The sequence below is a fragment of the Microbacterium sp. LWH12-1.2 genome (assembly GCF_040675825.1).
GTDB lineage: Bacteria > Actinomycetota > Actinomycetes > Actinomycetales > Microbacteriaceae > Microbacterium.
Genome location: NZ_JBEGIJ010000001.1, coordinates 1,165,781 through 1,184,405, shown reverse-complemented (window position 1 = coordinate 1,184,405; position 18,625 = coordinate 1,165,781). Strand labels below are relative to the sequence as shown.

Genomic DNA, 18,625 nt, shown 5'->3' with positions numbered 1-18,625 from the left:
ACTCCCAGTAGGATCGATGACAGTTGATGAAGGGACTTGGACCATGTCAGACGGCGATCAGAAGTACTGGTACAACCTCAAGACCGCGCAGGTCGAGTTCGGGATGATCTCGCCGGCGGTTGACCGCGTCGGCCCGTTCGACACCGAGGCTGAGGCGGCTCGCGCACCGGAGACGCTGGAGGCGCGTTCGCGCGCCTGGGCCGAAGACGACGCAGCAGACGACGGCTGGGCTCCCGGCAAGGGCGCTGGCGGAAAGTAACCATGGACAAGCAGAGGGATTTCGTGCTCCGCACGATCGAAGAGCGCGGCGTGAAGTTCGTCCGGCTGTGGTTCACGGACGTCATCGGCACTCTCAAGTCGGTCGCCATCGCGCCGGCCGAGGTCGAAGGCGCGTTCGCGGAGGGCATCGGTTTCGACGGCTCCGCCATCGAAGGCCTGACCCGCAGCTTCGAGTCCGATCTGCTTGCGCAGCCGGATCCGACCACTTTCCAGACCCTGCCGTGGCGCGGTGAGATCGACCCGACCGCGCGGATGTTCTGCGACCTCACGACTCCCGACGGCCAGCCGGCAGTGGCCGACCCGCGTCACGTGCTCAAGCGTGCGCTGGCGAAGGCTGCGGACGCCGGTTTCACGTTCTACACGCATCCGGAGATCGAGTTCTACCTGCTCAAGTCTTCCTCGTTCGGTCCTGAGGGGCCGGTCCCCGTCGATTCCGCCGGCTACTTCGACAACGTTCCCGGCGGTACGGCACACGACTTCCGCCGCCGCTCCGTGCGGATGCTCGAAGACCTCGGCATCTCTGTGGAATTCAGCCACCATGAGGGCGGGCCAGGTCAGAACGAGATCGATCTGCGCTACGCCGACGCGCTCACGACTGCAGACAACGTGATGACCTTCCGTACCGTCATCAAGGAGGTCGCGATCGAGCAGGGCGTGTATGCGACGTTCATGCCGAAGCCGCTCGGCGGCCAGCCGGGCAGCGGTATGCACACGCACATGTCGCTGTTCGAGGGCGACCAGAACGCCTTCTACGAAGAGGGCGCGAAGTACCAGCTCTCCAAGACCGGTCGACACTTCATCGCGGGACTTCTCAAGCACGCCAATGAGATGGCTGCTGTCACGAACCAGTTCGTGAACTCGTACAAGCGTCTCTGGGGCGGAGATGAAGCGCCGAGCTTCGTCACCTGGGGGCACAACAACCGCTCGGCTCTGGTGCGCGTGCCGATGTACAAGCCGAACAAGGGCCAGTCATCCCGCGTCGAGTACCGCGGACTGGACTCCGCCGCCAACCCGTATCTCGCATACGCACTCATGCTCGCTGCGGGCCTCAAGGGCATCGAGGAGGGCTACGAGCTGCCACCGGAGGCCGAGAACAACGTCTGGTCGCTCAGCGAATCGGAGCGACGGGCCCTGGGTTACTCGGCGCTGCCGACCAGCCTGGACCACGCCCTGGAATTCATGGAGGGGTCGGAACTCGTCGCCGAGACGCTGGGGGAGCAGGTGTTCAACTACGTGCTGCTCAACAAGCGCAAAGAGGTCGAGGCCTACCGCAGCCAGGTGACGCCGTTCGAGCTGAAGAGCAACCTCGAGCTGCTCTGAGCCCGTATGGCACGCCTGGACGATTCCGTCTCGCTCTCCGCGCTCGCACGCCTCGGATTCGCTGAACTCAGCGCGGCTGCAGAATCCCTCGCTGAACTGGCGACGCTGCTCGGCCGTGAGCGCGCGCTGCTGCTCGAAGATGTCGGAGCCGCCGATCCCGATGCCGCGGTTCTCGGGATGCTGCGTGTCGCTCGCCGCGACCCTGCGCCGCTGCGGGCGCTGAGCGACGACCCGGCTGCCCGGCGCAGAATCTGGCGCGTATTCGGGGCGTCGCAGGGGCTTGCGGACTTCTTCCTGCGTCACCCGGGGGAGATCTCTGTCCTCGGTGAGGCGACGGACGAGCTGCCGACGGCGGAGCAGCTGCGCGACGACCTGCTCGCCTCGGTCGGGGCCCGCGACGGGTTCGCTGAAACCGGCGACGATGCGGCTCTGGTCGCGTTGCGCGTCGCCTACCGCCGCAGCATCGCGGCGATCGCGGCCGTCGACCTCGCGCATCCGGATCCGACCGCCTTGGTGGCTGCGGTGTCGGCCGCCCTGGCCGATGCGGCAGGTGCAGCACTGGAGGCGTCACTCGCCGTCGCCCGTACGCGCCTGCTGGACACGACCGGCCGCGAAGAGATCGCGGCGACGCAGCTCGCGATCATCGGGATGGGCAAGGCCGGTGCGCGGGAGCTGAACTACGTCAGCGACGTCGACGTGATCTTCGTCGGAGGAACCGCGGACGAAGATGTCGTCGCGGAGCCCAAGGCCATCGACATCGCGACCCGCCTCGCCCGGGAGACGATGCGTGGACTCAGCGGCATCGAGGTCGAGCCCCCGCTCTGGGAGGTCGACGCGGCGCTGCGCCCCGAGGGCAAGCAGGGCGCGCTCGTGCGGTCGCTGGCCTCGCATCTGGCATACTACGACCGCTGGGCGAAGAGCTGGGAGTTCCAGGCGCTGCTGAAGGCTCGGCCTCTTGCGGGGGACCAGGCGCTCGGCATCGAGTACATCGCCGCCGTGCAGCCAAAGATCTGGTCCAGCGCGGCCCGTGAGGACTTCGTCGACAGCGTGCAGCGGATGCGCGAGCGCGTTATGGAGCACATCGACCCGGAGGACGCGCCGTACCAGCTCAAGCTCGGCTCCGGCGGCCTGCGCGACATCGAGTTCACGGTGCAGCTGCTGCAGCTCGTGCACGGGCTCACCGACGCCACTCTGCGAACACGCGGGACCCTGGAGAGTCTCGACGCGCTCGTCGAGGGCGGGTACATCGGTCGAGCCGAGGCGGCGACGTTCGCCGACGACTACTGCGTCCTTCGGCTCATGGAGCACCGGCTGCAATTGCGAGAACTCAGCAGAACGCACCTCATGCCGCGCACGCCGGCCGGGCTGCGCATCCTTGCCCGGGGCAGCGGCCTCGCCGAAACGGGCGACGGCATCTGGGAGCGTTGGGAACATGTCCGCCGTGAGGTCCGAGACATCCATACGCGCCTCTTCTACCGGCCGCTGCTGAGCGCTGTCGCCTCACTGCCGGAGGAGGAGCGCACTCTCTCCACGGAGCAGGCGCGCGATCGACTCGCCGCCATCGGATTCCGCGACCCGGCAGGCGCTCTCCGTCACATCGGCGCCCTCACGACCGGTCTCAGCCGCAAGGCGACGATCCAGCGTCATCTGATGCCGATCATGGTGCGCTGGTTCGCGGACGGCAGCGACCCCGACTACGGCTTGTTGGCCTTCCGCCGGATCAGCGAGCGTCTGGGCGACACCCCGTGGTTCCTCCGGATGCTGAGGGACTCATCCGGAGCGGCCGAGAGCCTGACACGACTGCTGTCGTCGTCACGCTACGTCGGCGAGCTCATGGACGGGTTCCCGGAGTCCGTCGCCTGGCTCGACAGTGCAGAGCTTCTCACGCCGCGCGGACAGTCGGCCCTCGACGAGGAAGCCAGGGCCATCCAGACCCGGCATGGCACGACCGGGGATGCGCTGCGCGCGGTGCGTGCGCTGCGCCGCCGCGAGCTGCTGCGCACTGCGATGGGCGGCGTGCTCGACGTCCTCTCGATCGAGCAGATCGCCACCGCGCTCACCGAGATCACGGACGCGACGATCCAGTCCGCCTTGCGCGCCGTTCGTCGTGAGATCGTCCCGCCCGAAGACGATGCGCTGGACTTCGCCGTGATCGGGATGGGTCGATTCGGCGGTGCCGAGCTCGGGTTCGGCTCGGATGCGGACATCCTGTACGTCTATGACGCGAACGGGGTCGATCCCCAGCGTGCGCAGACCCTCGCCGCTCGTCTCGTCGCAGCACTCCGCGAGCACCTCACCGATCATCGTGTGCCTCTCGATCTCGATGCCGACCTCCGACCCGAGGGTCGCAACGGGCCTGTCGTGCGTTCGATCGAGGCGTACGCGGAGTACTACCGCCGCTGGTCGCTCTCCTGGGAGGCGCAGGCGCTCCTCCGGGCGCGCGGCGTCGCCGGAAGCCTCAAGCTGATCGCGAAGTTCACCGCGATGGCCGACGCCATCCGATACCCGGCGACGGTCGATCTCCAGGGCCTCCGCGAGATCAAGCGCATCAAAGCCCGCGTCGAGGGGGAGCGGCTGCCGCAGGGCGCCGATCCTCGACGGCATCTGAAGCTCGGACCAGGGTCGCTCAGCGACGTCGAGTGGCTGGTGCAACTCGTGCAGCTGCAGCACGCCCACGACGTGCCAGGGCTGCGGACGACCTCGACGCTCGGTGCGCTCGATGCCGCTGTCGCATCAGATCTGATCCCGGAGCAGGCCGCGGAGCTTCTTCGGGAAGCTTGGCGCCTCTCCAGTCGGCTGCGTTCCGCGATCACGCTGCTCACCGGGCAGACCAGCGACGTGCTCCCCACGGACCGCAGGCAGCTCGACGCCATCGGCCGTCTGCTCGGATATCCCGATCGCTCGGCCACCGAGGTGGAGGAGGACTACCTCGCCGTCACTCGTCGCGCACGGCGTGCCTTCGAGCAGCTGTTCTACGGCTGATACGGCCGAGTTGCACGGATCGTCATCGTCGCGCAGAGTGGCCTCATGACGAACTCCACCATCGGCGTGATCTGGAATCCCTCGAAGATCGACGAGGAGAAGCTGCGCGCGGCTGTAGCGGATGCCTTCGCCGCAGACGCCGACGTGCAGTGGTGGGAGACGAGCGTCGATGATCCCGGGCGGGGAATGGCGCGGGAGGCCGTGGATGCCGGATGCGACGCCGTGCTCGCCGTCGGCGGCGACGGCACCGTCAGAGCGGTCGCCGAGACGCTCGCCGGCACGGACGTCGCTCTCGGCATCGTTCCTCAGGGCACCGGCAATCTCCTCGCCCGCAACCTCGAGCTTCCGCTCGACGACATCCCTGCAGCACTCGCCCGCGTCGTAGCGGGCAAGACCCGGACCATCGATCTCGGCTGGGTGGAGGTCAACGGCGAGGAACACGCCTTCGCCGTCATGGTGGGCTTCGGCATCGACGCGCAGATGCTGGTCGAGACCAATGATGACCTGAAGGATCGTGCAGGCTGGCTCGCTTACGTCGAGGCGATGGGCCGGGCTCTCGCCGGTACGGAGATGACGCCGATCACGTTGACCCTCGATGACCAGGAACCGCAGACGGTCAAGGGGCATACGCTGCTGATCGGGAACTGCGGGATGGTTCAGGGCGGAATCCGCCTGCTGCCGGATGCGACCCTCGATGACGGGCTGCTCGATCTCCTCCTGATCAGCTCGGACGGAGCCCTGCAGTGGCTCGACACGGTGCGCTCGGTCGTCTGGGACAACGGCATCCGTCGGTTGTTCACCCCTGGCCAGGAGGCGGTGAGCACGGACTCGACCCGCCATCTCTCCGCGAAGCGGATCGTGGTCGAACTGGAGAAGCCTCAGGCGTTCGAAGTCGACGGGGAAGAGCTCGGCGAAGTGTCGGCGTTCACCGTGCGCGTGCAGCCCGCTGCCGTCAGGGTGTACTGACGATCAGATCGCCGTCCGGCGGCACGGTCTTGCTGTCCTGAGCGGGGAACGTCACCTTCTGGATGATGATGATGACGCTCGCGGCGATGGGAATCGCCACGAGTGCGCCGAGGATTCCTCCCAGCGCGCCGCCGCCCACGGCGGCGATCACCACGACAGCACCGGGCACCGCGACAGCCTTGCTCATGATTCTCGGGCTGAGGAAGTATGCCTCGATCTGCATGTAGACGAGGTAGTAGATCGCAGCGATCAGCGCCATCTGCGGGTCGGTGATCAGGCAGACGAGCGAGATGATCACGGATGCGGTGAGCGTGCCCACGAGCGGGATCAGCGAGCCGATGAAGGCCAGGAGGGCGAGCAACGCCGGAACCGGGGCTCCGATGATGCTGAGGAAGAACAGGCTGAGGACGCCGTTGATCAGAGCGAGACTCGCCTGGCCGATGACGTACCGACCGACAGCGCCGGACACGTCCTCGAGGAGTCCGCTGAACCGTTCCCGCTGGTACGCGGGGACGAAGCGGACCGCTGTGCGCTTGATGCTGCGAAGAGACGCCATGAAGTACAGGGTGAGGATCAGGACGATCGTGACGGCGGTGAAACCACCGGCAATGCCGGCGCCGACAGCGAAGACGCCCCCGCTGATGTTCGCGAAGTTGCCCGGATCCTTGAAGAATTCGAGGATGCCGTCCGCGGCGTCCTGGAACACCGAGCCGAACTGGGCGCTCATGTCCTTGAACCAGGCGCTGGCCGTGATGTCGGCGACCATCTGGGGCCCGTCATCGATCAGGTTCGTGATCTGCTCGACGACGATGGGAACGATGGCGACGATGATTCCCGCGAACACGAGCAGCACGGACGCGACGACGATCGTGACGGCGGCCGGGCGGGGCAGCTTGGCTTCGATGAGAGTGACGATCGGGTCGAGACCCAAGGCGAGGAAGAGCGCAACGCCGATGTAGACGAGCACGGTCGCGAGCTGACCGACCATGCTCCCGATGAGCAGCGCGACGAGGACCCCGAGGGCACCGAGCAGACCGAACAGGAACGGGTTGATCTTCCACGCTCCCGAAGGACTGGTCTTTCCGGGCGCGTGAAGGTGATGTTCGACCGTCGTGACGGCAGCCTTGCGTCGACGCATGATTATCCCCCTGGTGTTTCCGATCCCGATGCAACAGTTGAACTCTATGTCGATCCGCGGTCAAACCCCTTGACGAAGCGCCGGGTGCAACGGCGAGAGCCCGCCCCAGCAGGCGCTGGGGCGGGCTCTCTCGGTGCTGCAGTGGATCAGACCCCGAAGTACAGCTCGTACTCGAACGGGTGCGGGCGCTGGGCCATCGGCAGGATCTCGTTCTCGTACTTGTAGGAGATCCAGGTCTCGATGAGCTCCTTGGTGAAGACGCCGCCCTCGAGCAGGAAGTCGTGGTCCTCCTCGAGCGCCGTCAGCGAGTCCAGCAGCGAGTTCGGCACCTGGGGGATGTTCTTCGCCTCCTCGGGGGGAAGCTCGTACAGGTCCTTGTCGATCGGCTCGAGCGGCTCGATGCGGTTCTTGATGCCGTCGAGGCCGGCCATCAGCTGTGCGGCGAATGCCAGGTACGGGTTGCCAGAGGCATCCGGCACGCGGAACTCGATGCGCTTCGCCTTCGGGTTGGAGCCCGTCAGCGGGATGCGGATCGCTGCCGAGCGGTTTCCGGCGGAGTACGCCAGGTTGACCGGAGCCTCGAAGTGCTTCACCAGGCGGTGGTAGCTGTTCAGCGAGGGGTTGGTGAACGCGAGCACGGCGTGAGCGTGCTTCAGCAGACCGCCGATGTACCAGCGCGCGACGTCGCTGAGCTGGCCGTAGCCGGTCTCGTCGTAGAACAGCGGCTTGCCTTCGCTCCACAGCGACTGGTGCGTGTGCATGCCCGAGCCGTTGTCGCCGTACAGCGGCTTCGGCATGAAGGTGGCAGCCTTGCCCCACAGCTCAGCGGTGTTCTTGACGATGTACTTGAACTTCAGGATGTCGTCTGCCGCGTGCACCATGGTGTCGAAGCGGTAGTTGATCTCCTGCTGCCCGGCGGTGCCCACCTCGTGGTGCGAGCGCTCGAGGATGAAGCCGGCGTCGATGAGCTTCAGGGTGATGTCGTCGCGCAGGTCGGCGGTCTTGTCGACCGGCGAGACGGGGAAGTAGCCGCCCTTGTACGGGGTCTTGTTGGCGAGGTTTCCGCCCTCTTCCTCACGACCGGTGTTCCACGCGGCCTCCTCGGAGTCGACCTGGTAGAAGCTCTTGCCTGCCGAGACCTCGTAGCGGACGTCGTCGAAGAGGTAGAACTCGGCCTCGGGGGCGAAGTACGCGGTGTCGGCGATGCCGGTGGAGGCGAGGTACTTCTCGGCCTTCTTGGCCACCTGACGCGGGTCCTTCGAGTAGATCTCGCCGGTGCGCGGGTTGTAGATGTCGAAGAGCATCACGATGGTGCTCGCCTCGCGGAACGGGTCGACATAGGCCGTGGAGACGTCCGGGATGAGCTGCATGTCGGACTCGTGGATGCTCGCGAAGCCGCGGATCGAGGAGCCGTCGAACAGCTGGCCGTTGACGAAGAAGTCCTCGTCGACCGTGCTCGCGGGAATGTTGAAGTGCTGCTGAACGCCAGGCAGATCGGTGAAACGGATGTCAAGGAACTTGACGTCGTTCTCCTTGATGTAGCTCAGCACCTCAGATGAATCTTTGAACATGTGTAACGACTCCTGAATAGCGGATCGGGGTTCACGGCCACTCTGCACAGTACGGCGAGGGGGTTACCTCCCAGTATCCACTTTGTTTCGGGCGTGTTACAGACGCTGGGTAGGCTGGGGAGGTGACGGATGCTGTGAACGCGTACCCCGGTGAACGACTCGGACTCCCGCGAACGGGCAGTGGCAGCGTCGCCCGCGTCGGTCGCCGGATCGGCGCCCTGCTGATCGACTACACAGCCGCGACCATCATCGCGACCGCTTTCCTCGGCTTCAATCAGTTCGCGCTGCCGTCAGAGGCCGGACTCACGCAGTTCACCCCGCTCGTGGTGTTCGCACTGCTGCAGATCCTCTTCATCCCGACTGCGGGTGGCAGCCCGGGTCACCGCATCCTCGGGATGCGTCTGGTCAGTCTCGACGGCGGCTGGGTGGGCCTGTGGCGCCCGATCGTGCGGACATTCCTGCTGATCGTGGTGATCCCCGCCGTGATCTGGGATGAGGATCAGCGCGGCCTGCACGACAAGGCCGTGCGGACCGTACTCGTCCGGACCTGAGACTCAGTCGCGTCCGCGGTTGCGGCGGCGTGCCTCGCGCGGCGCGCGGCCGCCGAGGAACGACCGAGCGGGGTCGACGATGTAGCCGCCGCGGAGTGCCTCCCGGCCGATGAGCATCCGGAATCCCATCTCGTCGCGGTTGCTGAGCGTCACTTCCGCGAGAACCTCGCGGTCGACCAGACGGACCAGCAACTTCACGACGAGCCGCTGCTGCGCGTGGCCGGAGGAGCTGCGGATGGCGCGGCGGTCATGCACCGGGCACTCGACGACCACGGCATCCTCTTGGCTGTCCTGCCAGGGCTTGACCTTGAAGCGCACCCAGGCGACATCGTCGCGTTCGAATTCGTGGATGTCGAAAGCGTGCAGCGACGAGGTGCGTGCGCCGGTGTCGATCTTCGCTTTGAGCCAATCGACACGGAGATCGGGCAGGCTCACCCACTCGCGCCAGCCCGTAAGGGTGTTTGAATGGGTTGACCTACTCACCTGATACATCCTGGCAGGAAAACTTCGTGAAGATCGCCGTGCTCTCCCGTGCCCCGCAGGCATACTCGACTCAACGACTGCGAGCCGCCGCCTTGCAGCGCGGCCACACCGTTAAAGTCCTCAACACCCTGCGCTTCGCCATCGACCTCACCGCTGACGAACCCGACCTGCACTACCGTGGCCGGCAGCTCAGCGACTACGACGCGATCCTGCCCAGGATCGGCAACTCGATCACCTACTTCGGCACCGCTGTGGTCCGGCAGTTCGAGCAGATGGACGTGTACACGCCCAATACGGCGAACGGCATCTCCAGCGCGCGCGACAAGCTCCGTGCCAACCAGATCCTGTCCCGCCACAACATCGCCATGCCGCCGACCGCCTTCGTGCGCAACCGCGCCGATGTGCGGCCGGCGATCGAACGCGTCGGGGGAGCGCCCGTCGTCATCAAGCTGCTCGAAGGCACCCAGGGGATCGGCGTCATCCTCGCCCCGCAGGTGAAGGTCGCCGAGGCGATCATCGAGACGCTGCATTCGACGAAGCAGAACGTGTTGATCCAGAAGTTCATCTCCGAGAGCCGCGGCCGCGACATCCGCGCCCTGGTCGTGGGCGACCGCGTCGTCGCCGCGATGCGCCGATCCGCCGCCGGTGACGAGTTCCGTTCGAACGTCCATCGCGGCGGATCCGTGGAGCGGGTCGAGCTCGACCCGGTGTACGAGCGCACCGCAGTGCGCTCAGCCCAGATCATGGGACTGCGCGTCGCCGGCGTCGACATGCTCGAGGGCGAAGACGGTCCGTTGGTGATGGAGGTCAACTCCTCGCCGGGCCTGCAGGGCATCGAGACCGCGACGAACCTCGACGTCGCCGGAGCGATCATCGACTACATCGCCGGCCAGGTGGCGTTCCCCGAGATCGACGTGCGTCAGCGGCTGACGGTGTCGACCGGATACGGCGTCGCCGAGCTGCTCGTGCACGGTGCGGCCGACCTCGTGGGCAAGACGCTGGGAGAGGCGGGGCTCTGGGAGAGGGACATCACCGTGCTGACTCTGCACCGTGGCGTATCGGTGATCCCGAACCCCCGAAAGCACGTCGTGCTGGAGGCAGAAGACCGGTTGTTCTGCTTCGGCAAGCTGGATGAGATGCGTTCGATGATTCCTGAGCGTCGTCGACGCCGGGCGAAGGTGCGCCGGCTCCCGCGCGAGCCGCTCTCGGAGTGATGCCCTGAGAATGCAGAAGCGCGGCCGCCCTCGAAAGGGGCGGCCGCGCTTCTCTGTCTGCGGGTGAGCGTCAGCGCGGACGCTGCGCCCGGGCCTTGGTCGGGTCGATCCCCTTGGGGATGGGCAACGAAGACAGCGACTGCGAGACGGATTCGATCCGCCGGATGACCGCGGCCATCGTCGTCTTGTCGATCGCCTTGGGCAGCTTCTTGATGGTCTTGGCGAGTTGGCTGATCGGCACATCGTCTTCGCCGTGACCGACGTAGAGCACCGTCACCGGGACGCCCTGCGCGACGCGCTGCACCTTCTGGCGCTCTTCGTTGATGAGGCGGGTGAGGCGGCCACGGGAACCCTCGCCGACGACGACGACCCCGCCGCGCCCGACGGTGCGGTAGACCGCCTCCTGGGTCTTGGGGTTGATGCCGACGGGGGAGTCCGATGCCTGCCAGCTGCGACCGAGGCTGCTGCTGAGCACGTGACCGGTGGCACCGGGCATGCCGTCGATCTTCTTGTACATCGCGTTCGTCGACAGACGCGTCATCAGGAAGAGCGCACCGAGCACACCGAGCATGAGGCCGGTGATGCCCCAGAGGACCAGCGTCCACACCTGGAAGGGCGGAATCACATAGCCGACCACCAGGCCGACGAGGATGCCTCCGAGGAGGATCGCGATCTGGGCCCAGGGCAGCCAGGCATAAGCCTCACGCGTGAACCGGAAGAGGGACTTGATCTGGGAGAAGAACCCAGGACGCTTCTCGGGGTCAGGAGCACGCTTTGCCATAGGTATCAGCCTACCGAGTCCGGGATGCTGCGGATGTCGGCGTTCGCGTCGGGCGGATTCGAATTTCTCTGCACGATCCCGGGACGATCTCTCCGCCACCACTTCTCCTGCACAATGGCGGGTTCGACGGAGTTCGTCCACATCGGGCTCCCGGGCCCCCATCGGATGCGTCGCTGCGCTCTCATGGATCCATGGCAGATCGTGAAACGGACGGCGGCGACCGGACGCTCGTGACCGGCGCGCATCGCGTGATCCGGACGTTGGACGCGCAGGAGGGGCCCTATCCCGGTGCTCTCGTCACGCACGGGGACGGCGTCGCGGTGCAGGCCGATGCCGCCTCGCTCAGTGGATGGGACGGGTGGGCGTATGCCGGCGCAGAGCACGTGGCCGGCCCTGTGGACATGGTGCGCCGTGTCGACGGCCAGGATGTCCTCCTGCCATGGTGTTCCGAGCGGCTCGCGGCCTTCCTGGGGCGGCGTGCAGCCGCCGGCGTCGCCGTGTCGGCCGGGGAGACGGCCACGCTCGTCGGCAGCCTTCTGCGCGGCCTCGACGAGCTCGGCGGCGGGGCGACTGTCGGCGGCAGCTGGTGGCTGACCGACGAAGGACGGCCGGTCTTCGTTCTCGGCGATGGTGAGAGTGCTCGGGAGTCCGCAGCGCGGATCGTCGGACGACTGCAGGAGAGCACCACGGATCGGGCGCTGGGGCGCACGCTCACCACCGTGCAGCAGGGACTTGTACAGCCGCGGGTGCCGCGACGCGTGCAGGACGATTGGGAGCGCGAGCTGTTCGAGAACGCGGCGCCCAAGCCGTTGCGCCGTGAAGTCTTCCCGCCGGAGCGGGCGCGTGACATCGCTCCGCAACACGCCGCTCTCGACGACTTCTCCGAACCGGTTCACGGCCATGGACCGGCGGTGTTCGTCGAGGGGCTGCGCAGCCGCATTCTCGAGCGATGGCGGATGCTGGTGGCTGAGCGTCCGCAGAAGGACCGGGGTCGGAGATCGACGGTTTCTGAGGGTGCGCCGCGACGACGCAGAACTCTGGTCGTGGCGGGTGCGGCTGCCGCTGCGGTGCTCGCAATCGGCCTGCTCTGGCCCACCGGCGGGTCGGACGAGGCCGGTGCGCAGACCGACGGGGCATCGGAAGCGGCGACGCGTGCGCAGGACGACGCGGTGCCGCCCGCCGAGAGCTCGACTCCGAGTTCGGAGACGCACGAGCCGACGGACGAGACGGATGCTGCACCGACCGCGGAGACCAGCGACCCGCTGTACGCCGCCACAGCGCTGCTGGCGGTCATCCGAGCCTGCGCGGAGGCGGAGGACGGGACGTGTGGCGCAGCGGTCGCTGACGGAGCCGCCGGTGTCGTGGAGCGCCTGGGGGCGGTTGCGCAGGATCGGGAACTGGCGCTCGTCGACGAATACGGCGATGTCGCGGTGATCCGACTGACCCCGACGGCGTCGACTTCCGAGCCGGGCGGAGCGGACGAAGAGGAGAAGCCGATGTCAGAGCTGATGATCGTGCTCGTGCGCCTCAACCAGAACTGGCTGGTCCGCGACGTGTACGACGTCGCGGACCAGCCAGGCTGATCGGTTCAGATGTCTGTCGGATCAGGCGCCGAGAGCGGCAGCGAAGTCCGCGGACTCCAGGCGAGCCTTGACCGCGCCGAGATAACGCGCGGCATCCGAGCCATCGATGATGCGGTGATCGTACGAGAGCGCGAGGTACACGTACGAGCGGATGGCGATCGCGTCGGCGCCGTCGACCTTGACCAGACCGGGACGCTTCACGACCGTTCCGGTTCCGAGGATCGCCGACTGCGGCAGGAACACGACAGGCGTGTCGAACAGCGCGCCGCGGGAGCCGGTGTTGGTCAGCGTGAACGTGCCGCCGCCCAGCTCGTCGGGCTTCAGCTTGTTGTCGCGGGTGCGCGCGGCGAGGTCAGCGATCTCATGTGCGATCTGCGCGATGTTCTTCGACGCGGCATCCCGCAGCACCGGAGTCAGCAGGCCGCGCTCGGTGTCGACGGCGATCGAGAGGTTCTCGGTCGCCGGGTACACGATGTCGGTGCCGTCGACCGTCGCGTTGACGATCGGGAACGCCTGCAGCGCCTCGGCGGCCGCAAGAGCGAAGAACGGCAGGAACGACAGCTTGTCGCCGGTCTTCTGCAGGAAGGACGCCTTCACGCTGTCGCGGTACTCGGCGAGCTTCGTGACATCGACCTCGACGACCGTGGTCAGCTGAGCGGTCTGCTGCATCGAGGCGACGGCACGCTCGGCCAGCACCTTGCGCAGGCGCGACATCGGCTGCGTGGTTCCGCGCAGCGGCGAGACCTCGAGCGGCGCGGGAGCCGCAGCGGCGGGAGCAGCGGCCGGGGCGGCGGATGCCGTCTCCGCTGCCTTCAGCACGTCTTCCTTGCGGATACGGCCACCGACACCCGTGCCGGTCACCGAGGCGAGGTCGACGCCCTGCTGAGAGGCCAGACGGCGCACCAGCGGGGTGACGTAGAGGCTGTCGCTCTCGGTCGGCAGCGTGAGCTTCGGAGCAGCAGGCTCGGCCGCGGCGGGAGCCGCCGGAGCGGGAGCCGGGGCAGCAGGGGCGGGAGCCGCAGGAGCAGCGGCTGCCGGTGCCGGCGCGGCAGGGGCAGCAGGAGCTTCAGCGGCCGGCGCGGCAGGAGCTGCGGGCGCGGCTGCCGGAGCGGCACCCGATCCGACTCGGGCGAGGACAGCGCCGACGGCGACGGTCTCGTCTTCGCCGGCGACGATCTCCTGCAGGATGCCGGCGACCGGCGAAGGGATCTCCGTGTCGACCTTGTCGGTCGAGATCTCGAGCAGAGCCTCGTCGACGGCGATGGTGTCACCGACCTGCTTGAGCCAACGGGTGACCGTGCCCTCGGTGACGCTCTCGCCGAGCTCAGGGAGCACGATGTCGGTGGCGTCGCCGGCCGGAGCGGAGGGAGCGGCTTCTGCCGTAGCCGCGGGGGCTGGGGCTTCGGCGGCCGGCGCCGCGGGGGCGGCCGGTGCTGCTGCTTCGGCCGCAGGCGCTTCCTCTGCTGCCGGAGCGGCGGCTTCCGGAGCATCCGCTGCCGGTGCCGCATTCGAACCATCACCGATACGGGCGAGCAGAGCGCCCACCTCGACGGTCTCATCCTCGGCGACGAGGATCTCCTCGATCACACCGCTGACGGGGGAGGGGATCTCGGTGTCGACCTTGTCGGTCGAGATCTCGAGCAGGCCCTCGTCCGCCTGAACGGTGTCTCCCACCTGCTTGAGCCAACGGGTGACCGTACCCTCGGTGACGCTCTCACCGAGAGCGGGGAGGACCACGGATGTGCTCATGACGGAGTCTCCTTCAAGAAGTTGTATAACGCTTGTCTAGCTTAGTGACCTGGTTGGCCGATTGGTGTTCAGAGGGCGTGCAGCGGTTTGCCGGCGAGGGCGAGGAACGCCTCGCCCAGTGCCTCGCTCTGCGTGGGGTGGGCGTGGATCAGAGGAGCGATGTCCTCCGGGTGCGCTTCCCAGGCGACAGCGAGCTGGCCCTCGGTGATGAGCTCGCCGACGCGATCTCCGAGCAGGTGGACGCCGAGCACCGGCCCGTCCTTGAGGCGGACGACCTTCACCAGGCCGCCGGTGCCGATGATCTCGCTCTTGCCATTACCGGCCAGGTTGTACTCGTAGGCGACGACGCTGTCCGCGCCGTGCTCGGCGACGGCGGCTTCCTCGGTGACACCGACGGAGGCGACCTCCGGGCTGGAGTACGTGACCTTGGGGATCTGCACATCGGGGATGTTCGCGGGCGAGAGTCCGGCGATCCGCTCGGCGACGGCGATGCCCTGCTGGAAGCCGCGGTGGGCGAGCTGCAGTCCGGGAACGATGTCGCCGACGGCCCAGACGCCGGCTGCGGAGGTCCGGAGGTCCTGATCGACGGTGACGAAGCCACGGTCCAGGGTCACGCCTGCCTCTTCGAAGCCGAGATCCGCGGTCACCGGACCACGGCCGACGGCCACGAGCAGGTAGTCGGCGGTGAACTCGGTGCCGTCTTCCAGCGTGACCGTGACGGACGCGTCGTCCTGCGCGGCGGTCTGGAATCGCTTGCCCAGCGAGTACTGGATGCCGCGGCGGCGGAAGGCGCGCTCGAGGCCCTTGCTGAGCGCGATGTCCTCGTTCGGGACCAGGTGCGGCAGAGCCTCGATGATGGTGACTTCGGCGCCGAACGAGCGCCACACACTGGCGAACTCGACGCCGATGACGCCGCCGCCGAGAATGAGGACGCGCTCGGGGATGACATCGAGCGCCAGAGCCTGCTCGCTCGTGAGGAGGCGTCCGCCGATCTCCAGACCGGGGAGGGTGCGGCTGTAGGAGCCGGTCGCGAGGATCACGTCGGCACCGACGTACACGTCGTCCCCGACAACGATGCTCCGGTCAGCCTGCAGTCGTCCGAGACCGGGGACCGTCGTGATGCCGCGTGCTTTGACCAGGCCTTCCAGGCCCTTGTACTTCTTGGCGACGATGCCCTCGCGGTACGCCCGGACGCCCGCGGGGTCGATGCCCTCGAGAGTGGCGGTGATGCCGACGTGCGCGGCGTCACGCACGTGCTCGGCGACCTCCGCCGCGTGCAGCAGCGCTTTGGTGGGGATGCATCCGCGGTGCAGGCAGGTCCCGCCGACCTTGTCCTTCTCGATGAGCGCGACGGATTTGCCGAGCTCGCTGGCGCGGATGGCTGCGGCGTACCCGCCGCTGCCGCCGCCGAGAATGACGACGTCGAAGTTGTGAGTGGTCATGTGTCATGCCTCCGTGTGGGATGCTTCGGCGAAGGCGATGATCGATCGGACCATCGCCCCGGTGGGGCCCTTCTCAGTGAAACCGTACGGCGCGCCGTTGTGCTCGCTGGAGCCGGCGATGTCGAGATGCACCCAGGGGATGCGGGGTGCATCGTCCTCGGTCGATGTGCGTCCGACGAACCGGCGCAGGAACAGACCGGCGTACGAGGCTCCGCCCATGCGATCGCTCATGTTGACGTTCTGCAGGTCGGCGATCGGGGAATCCATCGCCTCCTCCATGTGCGCGGGCAGCGGCATGTGCCAGGCCGGCTCGTCCGCGGCGTCGGCCGCGGCGAGGAACCGGGCGACGGTCTCGTCGTCCCCGAAGACTCCGGTGAGGCGGTGTCCGAGCGCGGCGACGATGGCACCGGTGAGGGTTGCGACGTCGATGATGACATCGGGGTTCTCGCGGCTGGCGGCCACGAGCGCGTCGGCGAGGACCAGTCGGCCCTCGGCATCCGTGTTCAGCACCTCGACGGTCGTGCCGTCGAGGATCCGCACCACGTCGCCGGGGCGGATGGCCCCGCCCGACGGCATGTTGTCGGTGATGCCCAGCCACGCGGTCACCCGCACCGGAAGCTGCAGGGTGGCGATCGCGCGCAGCGCGGCGAGACTGGTAGCGGCACCCGCCATGTCGAATTTCATGCCGACCATCGAGGCGGCGGGCTTCAGAGACAGGCCGCCGGTGTCGAAGGTGATGCCCTTGCCGACGAGGGCGATGTGCTGAACGGCGTCGGCGGGGGAGTAGTCGAGTCGGACCAGGCGCGGCGGGCGCTCCGAGCCCTGAGCGACGCCGAGGATGCCGCCGAAGCCCTGCTTCGCGAGCGCCTTCTCGTCGAGGATCTCGACGGTCACGTCGAGATCAGCCACGCTGTCTGCGGCGCTCTGCGCCAGCTGGGCCGGGCTCTGCCATTCAGCGGGGACGAAGACCAGATCCTTCACCAGTGATACGGCGTCGCCCACCGCATTGGCGCGAGCGGCGGCCGCGTCGTCGAGGTCGGCGTGCAGGATGACCGCTGCGGCCCGCGGCTTGCCCTTCTCGGCCTTGTAGTTCTCGAAGCGGTAGCCGCCGAGGACGGCGCCCTCAGCGGCGGCGCCCGCGAACTCATCCACACCGGGCGCAAGCGCCACGGAGACGGTCTCGAACCCGGTCAGAGTGCGAAGCGCTGCTCCGACGGCGTTCCGCACCGCAGCGGCGTTCGGCGTCTTACCGGCGCCGACGACCGCGAACGGGAGAGAGGTCACCTCCGGGGCGTACACGCGTGCGAAAGCGGATGCAGCGCCGGTGAAGCCGATGCCGTTCAAGGCCTCAGCGAGACCGCTGAACGCGCCGATCGACTCTGTCGAATCGGAGAGATCGGGAACGACGAGCACTGCGGCATCTGCGGTGCTTCCGGGAAACGGGTCAGTCGTGTGCGACAGCACGGGAAGCGTCATGCCTCCATCCTAGGTATTCGCGCACCCGTCGGCGCGCGAGCGGCACGAGCTGCGTGTTCGCTCTCAGCATGACCCGGCCAACCCCCGGATGGATGGTGCCTCGTAGCATGGTCATATGCCGTTTTCCGGAGACCTCTACGAACGCGTCGCCAACGCACCGACTGTGCCGCGCGGACTCCCGCTGGTGATGCTCCTGACCGGCTTCACAGATGCCGGGAGCGCTGTTTCCGGCCTGATCGACCACCTCCGCGAGACGACTTCACCGCAGCCGATCGTGGTGTTCGACAACGACGTACTGCTCGATTACCGCGCCCGGCGTCCGGTGATCGTGTTCGAGCAGGATCACCTCACGGAGTTCCGTCCGGCGCGGCTCGAGCTCTCCCTCGCCACGGACGCGCTCGGTCAGCCGTTCCTTCTGCTGGCCGGTTACGAGCCGGACTTCGCCTGGAACGCATTCGCGCAGACGATCCTCCAATTGGCCGCAGACCTCGAAGTGTCCGGGCTCAACTGGGTGCACTCGATCGCGATGCCGGTGCCGCATACCCGTCCGATCGGGACCACAGTCAGCGGCAACCGTCGCGAGCTGACCGTCGCGCATTCGGTCTGGCGTCCCCGCACTCAGGTTCCTGCGACAGCGGGCCACCTGCTGGAGTTCCGCTTCGCCGAGCGCGGCGACCGGGCCGTCGGTTTCGTGCTGCTGGTGCCGCATTACCTCGCCGAGACCGAGAACCCGGATGCGGTGATCACGGCGGCCGAACGCCTGATGGCCGCGACCGGGCTCGTGCTGGTGATGGATGACGTGCAGGAGCGGCGAGACGACTACCTGGCGCGCGTCGACGAGCAGGTCCTCGGCAACGAGGAACTGCAGCAGATGGTGCACACCCTCGAACGGCGCTACGACGCGTACATGGCCGGTCGGAACCCCGACGACGACTCATATGACGATGGTGGCTTCAGCGAGCGCGATCTCCCGAGCGCGGACGAACTCGCCGCTGAACTCGAGCGCTACCTCGCGTCACGGCCCTCCAGTGATGACGAGAAACCGGGCCGGGGCTGACCCGATCTCGACGAACTTCGACGGAATGCGCTC

General features: G+C 67.4%; 15 protein-coding genes. 8 read left to right on the top strand and 7 right to left on the bottom strand.

The genetic code is table 11. The features are described from left to right. Positions 1 to 43: 43 nt before the first annotated feature. Genes MRBLWH12_RS05635 through MRBLWH12_RS05620 form a run of 4 tightly spaced genes read left to right on the top strand, consistent with a single transcriptional unit; the run spans position 44 to position 5,547 of the window. Positions 44 to 259, top strand: coding sequence for an SPOR domain-containing protein (locus MRBLWH12_RS05635; RefSeq protein ID WP_363547025.1), 216 nt, complete (start codon positions 44 to 46; stop codon positions 257 to 259). A gap of 2 nt (positions 260 to 261) precedes the next feature. Beyond that, a complete protein-coding gene (gene glnA / locus MRBLWH12_RS05630; RefSeq protein WP_341974580.1) occupies positions 262 to 1,599 on the top strand; it encodes a type I glutamate--ammonia ligase in 1,338 nt (445 codons plus the stop codon). A gap of 6 nt (positions 1,600 to 1,605) precedes the next feature. Next, the gene (locus tag MRBLWH12_RS05625; protein WP_363547022.1) at positions 1,606 to 4,581 is read left to right on the top strand and encodes a bifunctional [glutamine synthetase] adenylyltransferase/[glutamine synthetase]-adenylyl-L-tyrosine phosphorylase; all 2,976 of its coding nucleotides are present in this window, start codon (positions 1,606 to 1,608) and stop codon (positions 4,579 to 4,581) included. A gap of 45 nt (positions 4,582 to 4,626) precedes the next feature. Further along, entirely contained in the window at positions 4,627 to 5,547 is a 921-nt protein-coding gene (locus MRBLWH12_RS05620) for a diacylglycerol/lipid kinase family protein (protein WP_363547018.1), read from the top strand. On the opposite strand, the gene MRBLWH12_RS05615 is transcribed toward MRBLWH12_RS05620, so the two are convergent. After that, positions 5,534 to 6,691: an AI-2E family transporter gene (locus MRBLWH12_RS05615; RefSeq protein WP_414685036.1), complete on the bottom strand. Its 1,158-nt coding sequence runs from the start codon at positions 6,689 to 6,691 to the stop codon at positions 5,534 to 5,536. The two genes, MRBLWH12_RS05620 and MRBLWH12_RS05615, sit on opposite strands and share 14 nt — an antisense overlap. A gap of 140 nt (positions 6,692 to 6,831) precedes the next feature. Further along, complete coding sequence (gene glnA / locus MRBLWH12_RS05610; RefSeq protein WP_341974585.1) at positions 6,832 to 8,256, bottom strand: type I glutamate--ammonia ligase; 1,425 nt, start codon at positions 8,254 to 8,256, stop codon at positions 6,832 to 6,834. A 122-nt stretch (positions 8,257 to 8,378) separates the two neighbouring features. On the opposite strand from glnA (MRBLWH12_RS05610), the gene MRBLWH12_RS05605 reads away from it, so the two are divergent. After that, positions 8,379 to 8,807 (top strand): RDD family protein, encoded by a 429-nt coding sequence (locus tag MRBLWH12_RS05605; RefSeq protein ID WP_363547012.1) that lies wholly within the window; start codon positions 8,379 to 8,381, stop codon positions 8,805 to 8,807. A 3-nt stretch (positions 8,808 to 8,810) separates the two neighbouring features. On the opposite strand, the gene MRBLWH12_RS05600 is transcribed toward MRBLWH12_RS05605, so the two are convergent. Then, entirely contained in the window at positions 8,811 to 9,299 is a 489-nt protein-coding gene (locus MRBLWH12_RS05600; protein ID WP_363547009.1) for an ATP-dependent zinc protease, read from the bottom strand. 17 nt (positions 9,300 to 9,316) lie between these two features. Between MRBLWH12_RS05600 and MRBLWH12_RS05595 the strand changes: the two genes are divergently transcribed. Next, positions 9,317 to 10,504, top strand: a complete 1,188-nt coding sequence (locus tag MRBLWH12_RS05595) for a RimK family alpha-L-glutamate ligase (RefSeq protein WP_341978409.1) — start codon at positions 9,317 to 9,319, stop codon at positions 10,502 to 10,504. 70 nt (positions 10,505 to 10,574) lie between these two features. Here MRBLWH12_RS05595 and MRBLWH12_RS05590 read toward each other — a convergent pair whose 3' ends face one another. Next, positions 10,575 to 11,285 (bottom strand): DUF4191 family protein, encoded by a 711-nt coding sequence (locus tag MRBLWH12_RS05590; protein ID WP_341974588.1) that lies wholly within the window; start codon positions 11,283 to 11,285, stop codon positions 10,575 to 10,577. A 191-nt stretch (positions 11,286 to 11,476) separates the two neighbouring features. Between MRBLWH12_RS05590 and MRBLWH12_RS05585 the strand changes: the two genes are divergently transcribed. Beyond that, positions 11,477 to 12,868, top strand: coding sequence for a hypothetical protein (locus MRBLWH12_RS05585; RefSeq protein ID WP_363547006.1), 1,392 nt, complete (start codon positions 11,477 to 11,479; stop codon positions 12,866 to 12,868). 21 nt (positions 12,869 to 12,889) lie between these two features. Here the strand turns inward: MRBLWH12_RS05585 and sucB are convergent, their stop codons facing one another. The 3 genes from sucB to MRBLWH12_RS05570 all read right to left on the bottom strand — a co-directional run bounded on the left by sucB (position 12,890) and on the right by MRBLWH12_RS05570 (position 17,535). Further along, positions 12,890 to 14,617: a 2-oxoglutarate dehydrogenase, E2 component, dihydrolipoamide succinyltransferase gene (gene sucB, locus MRBLWH12_RS05580; RefSeq protein WP_363547003.1), complete on the bottom strand. Its 1,728-nt coding sequence runs from the start codon at positions 14,615 to 14,617 to the stop codon at positions 12,890 to 12,892. Positions 14,618 to 14,685: 68 nt separating this feature from the next. Then, entirely contained in the window at positions 14,686 to 16,059 is a 1,374-nt protein-coding gene (gene lpdA / locus MRBLWH12_RS05575; protein ID WP_363547000.1) for a dihydrolipoyl dehydrogenase, read from the bottom strand. 3 nt (positions 16,060 to 16,062) lie between these two features. After that, positions 16,063 to 17,535 (bottom strand): leucyl aminopeptidase, encoded by a 1,473-nt coding sequence (locus MRBLWH12_RS05570; RefSeq protein WP_363546997.1) that lies wholly within the window; start codon positions 17,533 to 17,535, stop codon positions 16,063 to 16,065. A 115-nt stretch (positions 17,536 to 17,650) separates the two neighbouring features. On the opposite strand from MRBLWH12_RS05570, the gene MRBLWH12_RS05565 reads away from it, so the two are divergent. Next, positions 17,651 to 18,592, top strand: a complete 942-nt coding sequence (locus MRBLWH12_RS05565; RefSeq protein ID WP_341974593.1) for a PAC2 family protein — start codon at positions 17,651 to 17,653, stop codon at positions 18,590 to 18,592. Positions 18,593 to 18,625: the final 33 nt, after the last annotated feature.

Excerpts from the sequence above, each read along its gene's own strand:
- MRBLWH12_RS05635 (WP_363547025.1), top strand. The coding sequence starts at position 44 with ATGTCAGACGGCGATCAGAAGTACTGGTACAACCTCAAGACCGCGCAG.
- glnA (WP_341974580.1), top strand. The coding sequence starts at position 262 with ATGGACAAGCAGAGGGATTTCGTGCTCCGCACGATCGAAGAGCGCGGC.
- MRBLWH12_RS05625 (WP_363547022.1), top strand. The coding sequence starts at position 1,606 with ATGGCACGCCTGGACGATTCCGTCTCGCTCTCCGCGCTCGCACGCCTC.
- MRBLWH12_RS05620 (WP_363547018.1), top strand. The coding sequence starts at position 4,627 with ATGACGAACTCCACCATCGGCGTGATCTGGAATCCCTCGAAGATCGAC.
- glnA (WP_341974585.1), bottom strand. The coding sequence starts at position 8,256 with ATGTTCAAAGATTCATCTGAGGTGCTGAGCTACATCAAGGAGAACGAC.
- MRBLWH12_RS05600 (WP_363547009.1), bottom strand. The coding sequence starts at position 9,299 with ATGTATCAGGTGAGTAGGTCAACCCATTCAAACACCCTTACGGGCTGG.
- MRBLWH12_RS05590 (WP_341974588.1), bottom strand. The coding sequence starts at position 11,285 with ATGGCAAAGCGTGCTCCTGACCCCGAGAAGCGTCCTGGGTTCTTCTCC.
- MRBLWH12_RS05585 (WP_363547006.1), top strand. The coding sequence starts at position 11,477 with ATGGCAGATCGTGAAACGGACGGCGGCGACCGGACGCTCGTGACCGGC.
- sucB (WP_363547003.1), bottom strand. The coding sequence starts at position 14,617 with ATGAGCACATCCGTGGTCCTCCCCGCTCTCGGTGAGAGCGTCACCGAG.
- lpdA (WP_363547000.1), bottom strand. The coding sequence starts at position 16,059 with ATGACCACTCACAACTTCGACGTCGTCATTCTCGGCGGCGGCAGCGGC.
- MRBLWH12_RS05570 (WP_363546997.1), bottom strand. The coding sequence starts at position 17,535 with ATGACGCTTCCCGTGCTGTCGCACACGACTGACCCGTTTCCCGGAAGC.
- MRBLWH12_RS05565 (WP_341974593.1), top strand. The coding sequence starts at position 17,651 with ATGCCGTTTTCCGGAGACCTCTACGAACGCGTCGCCAACGCACCGACT.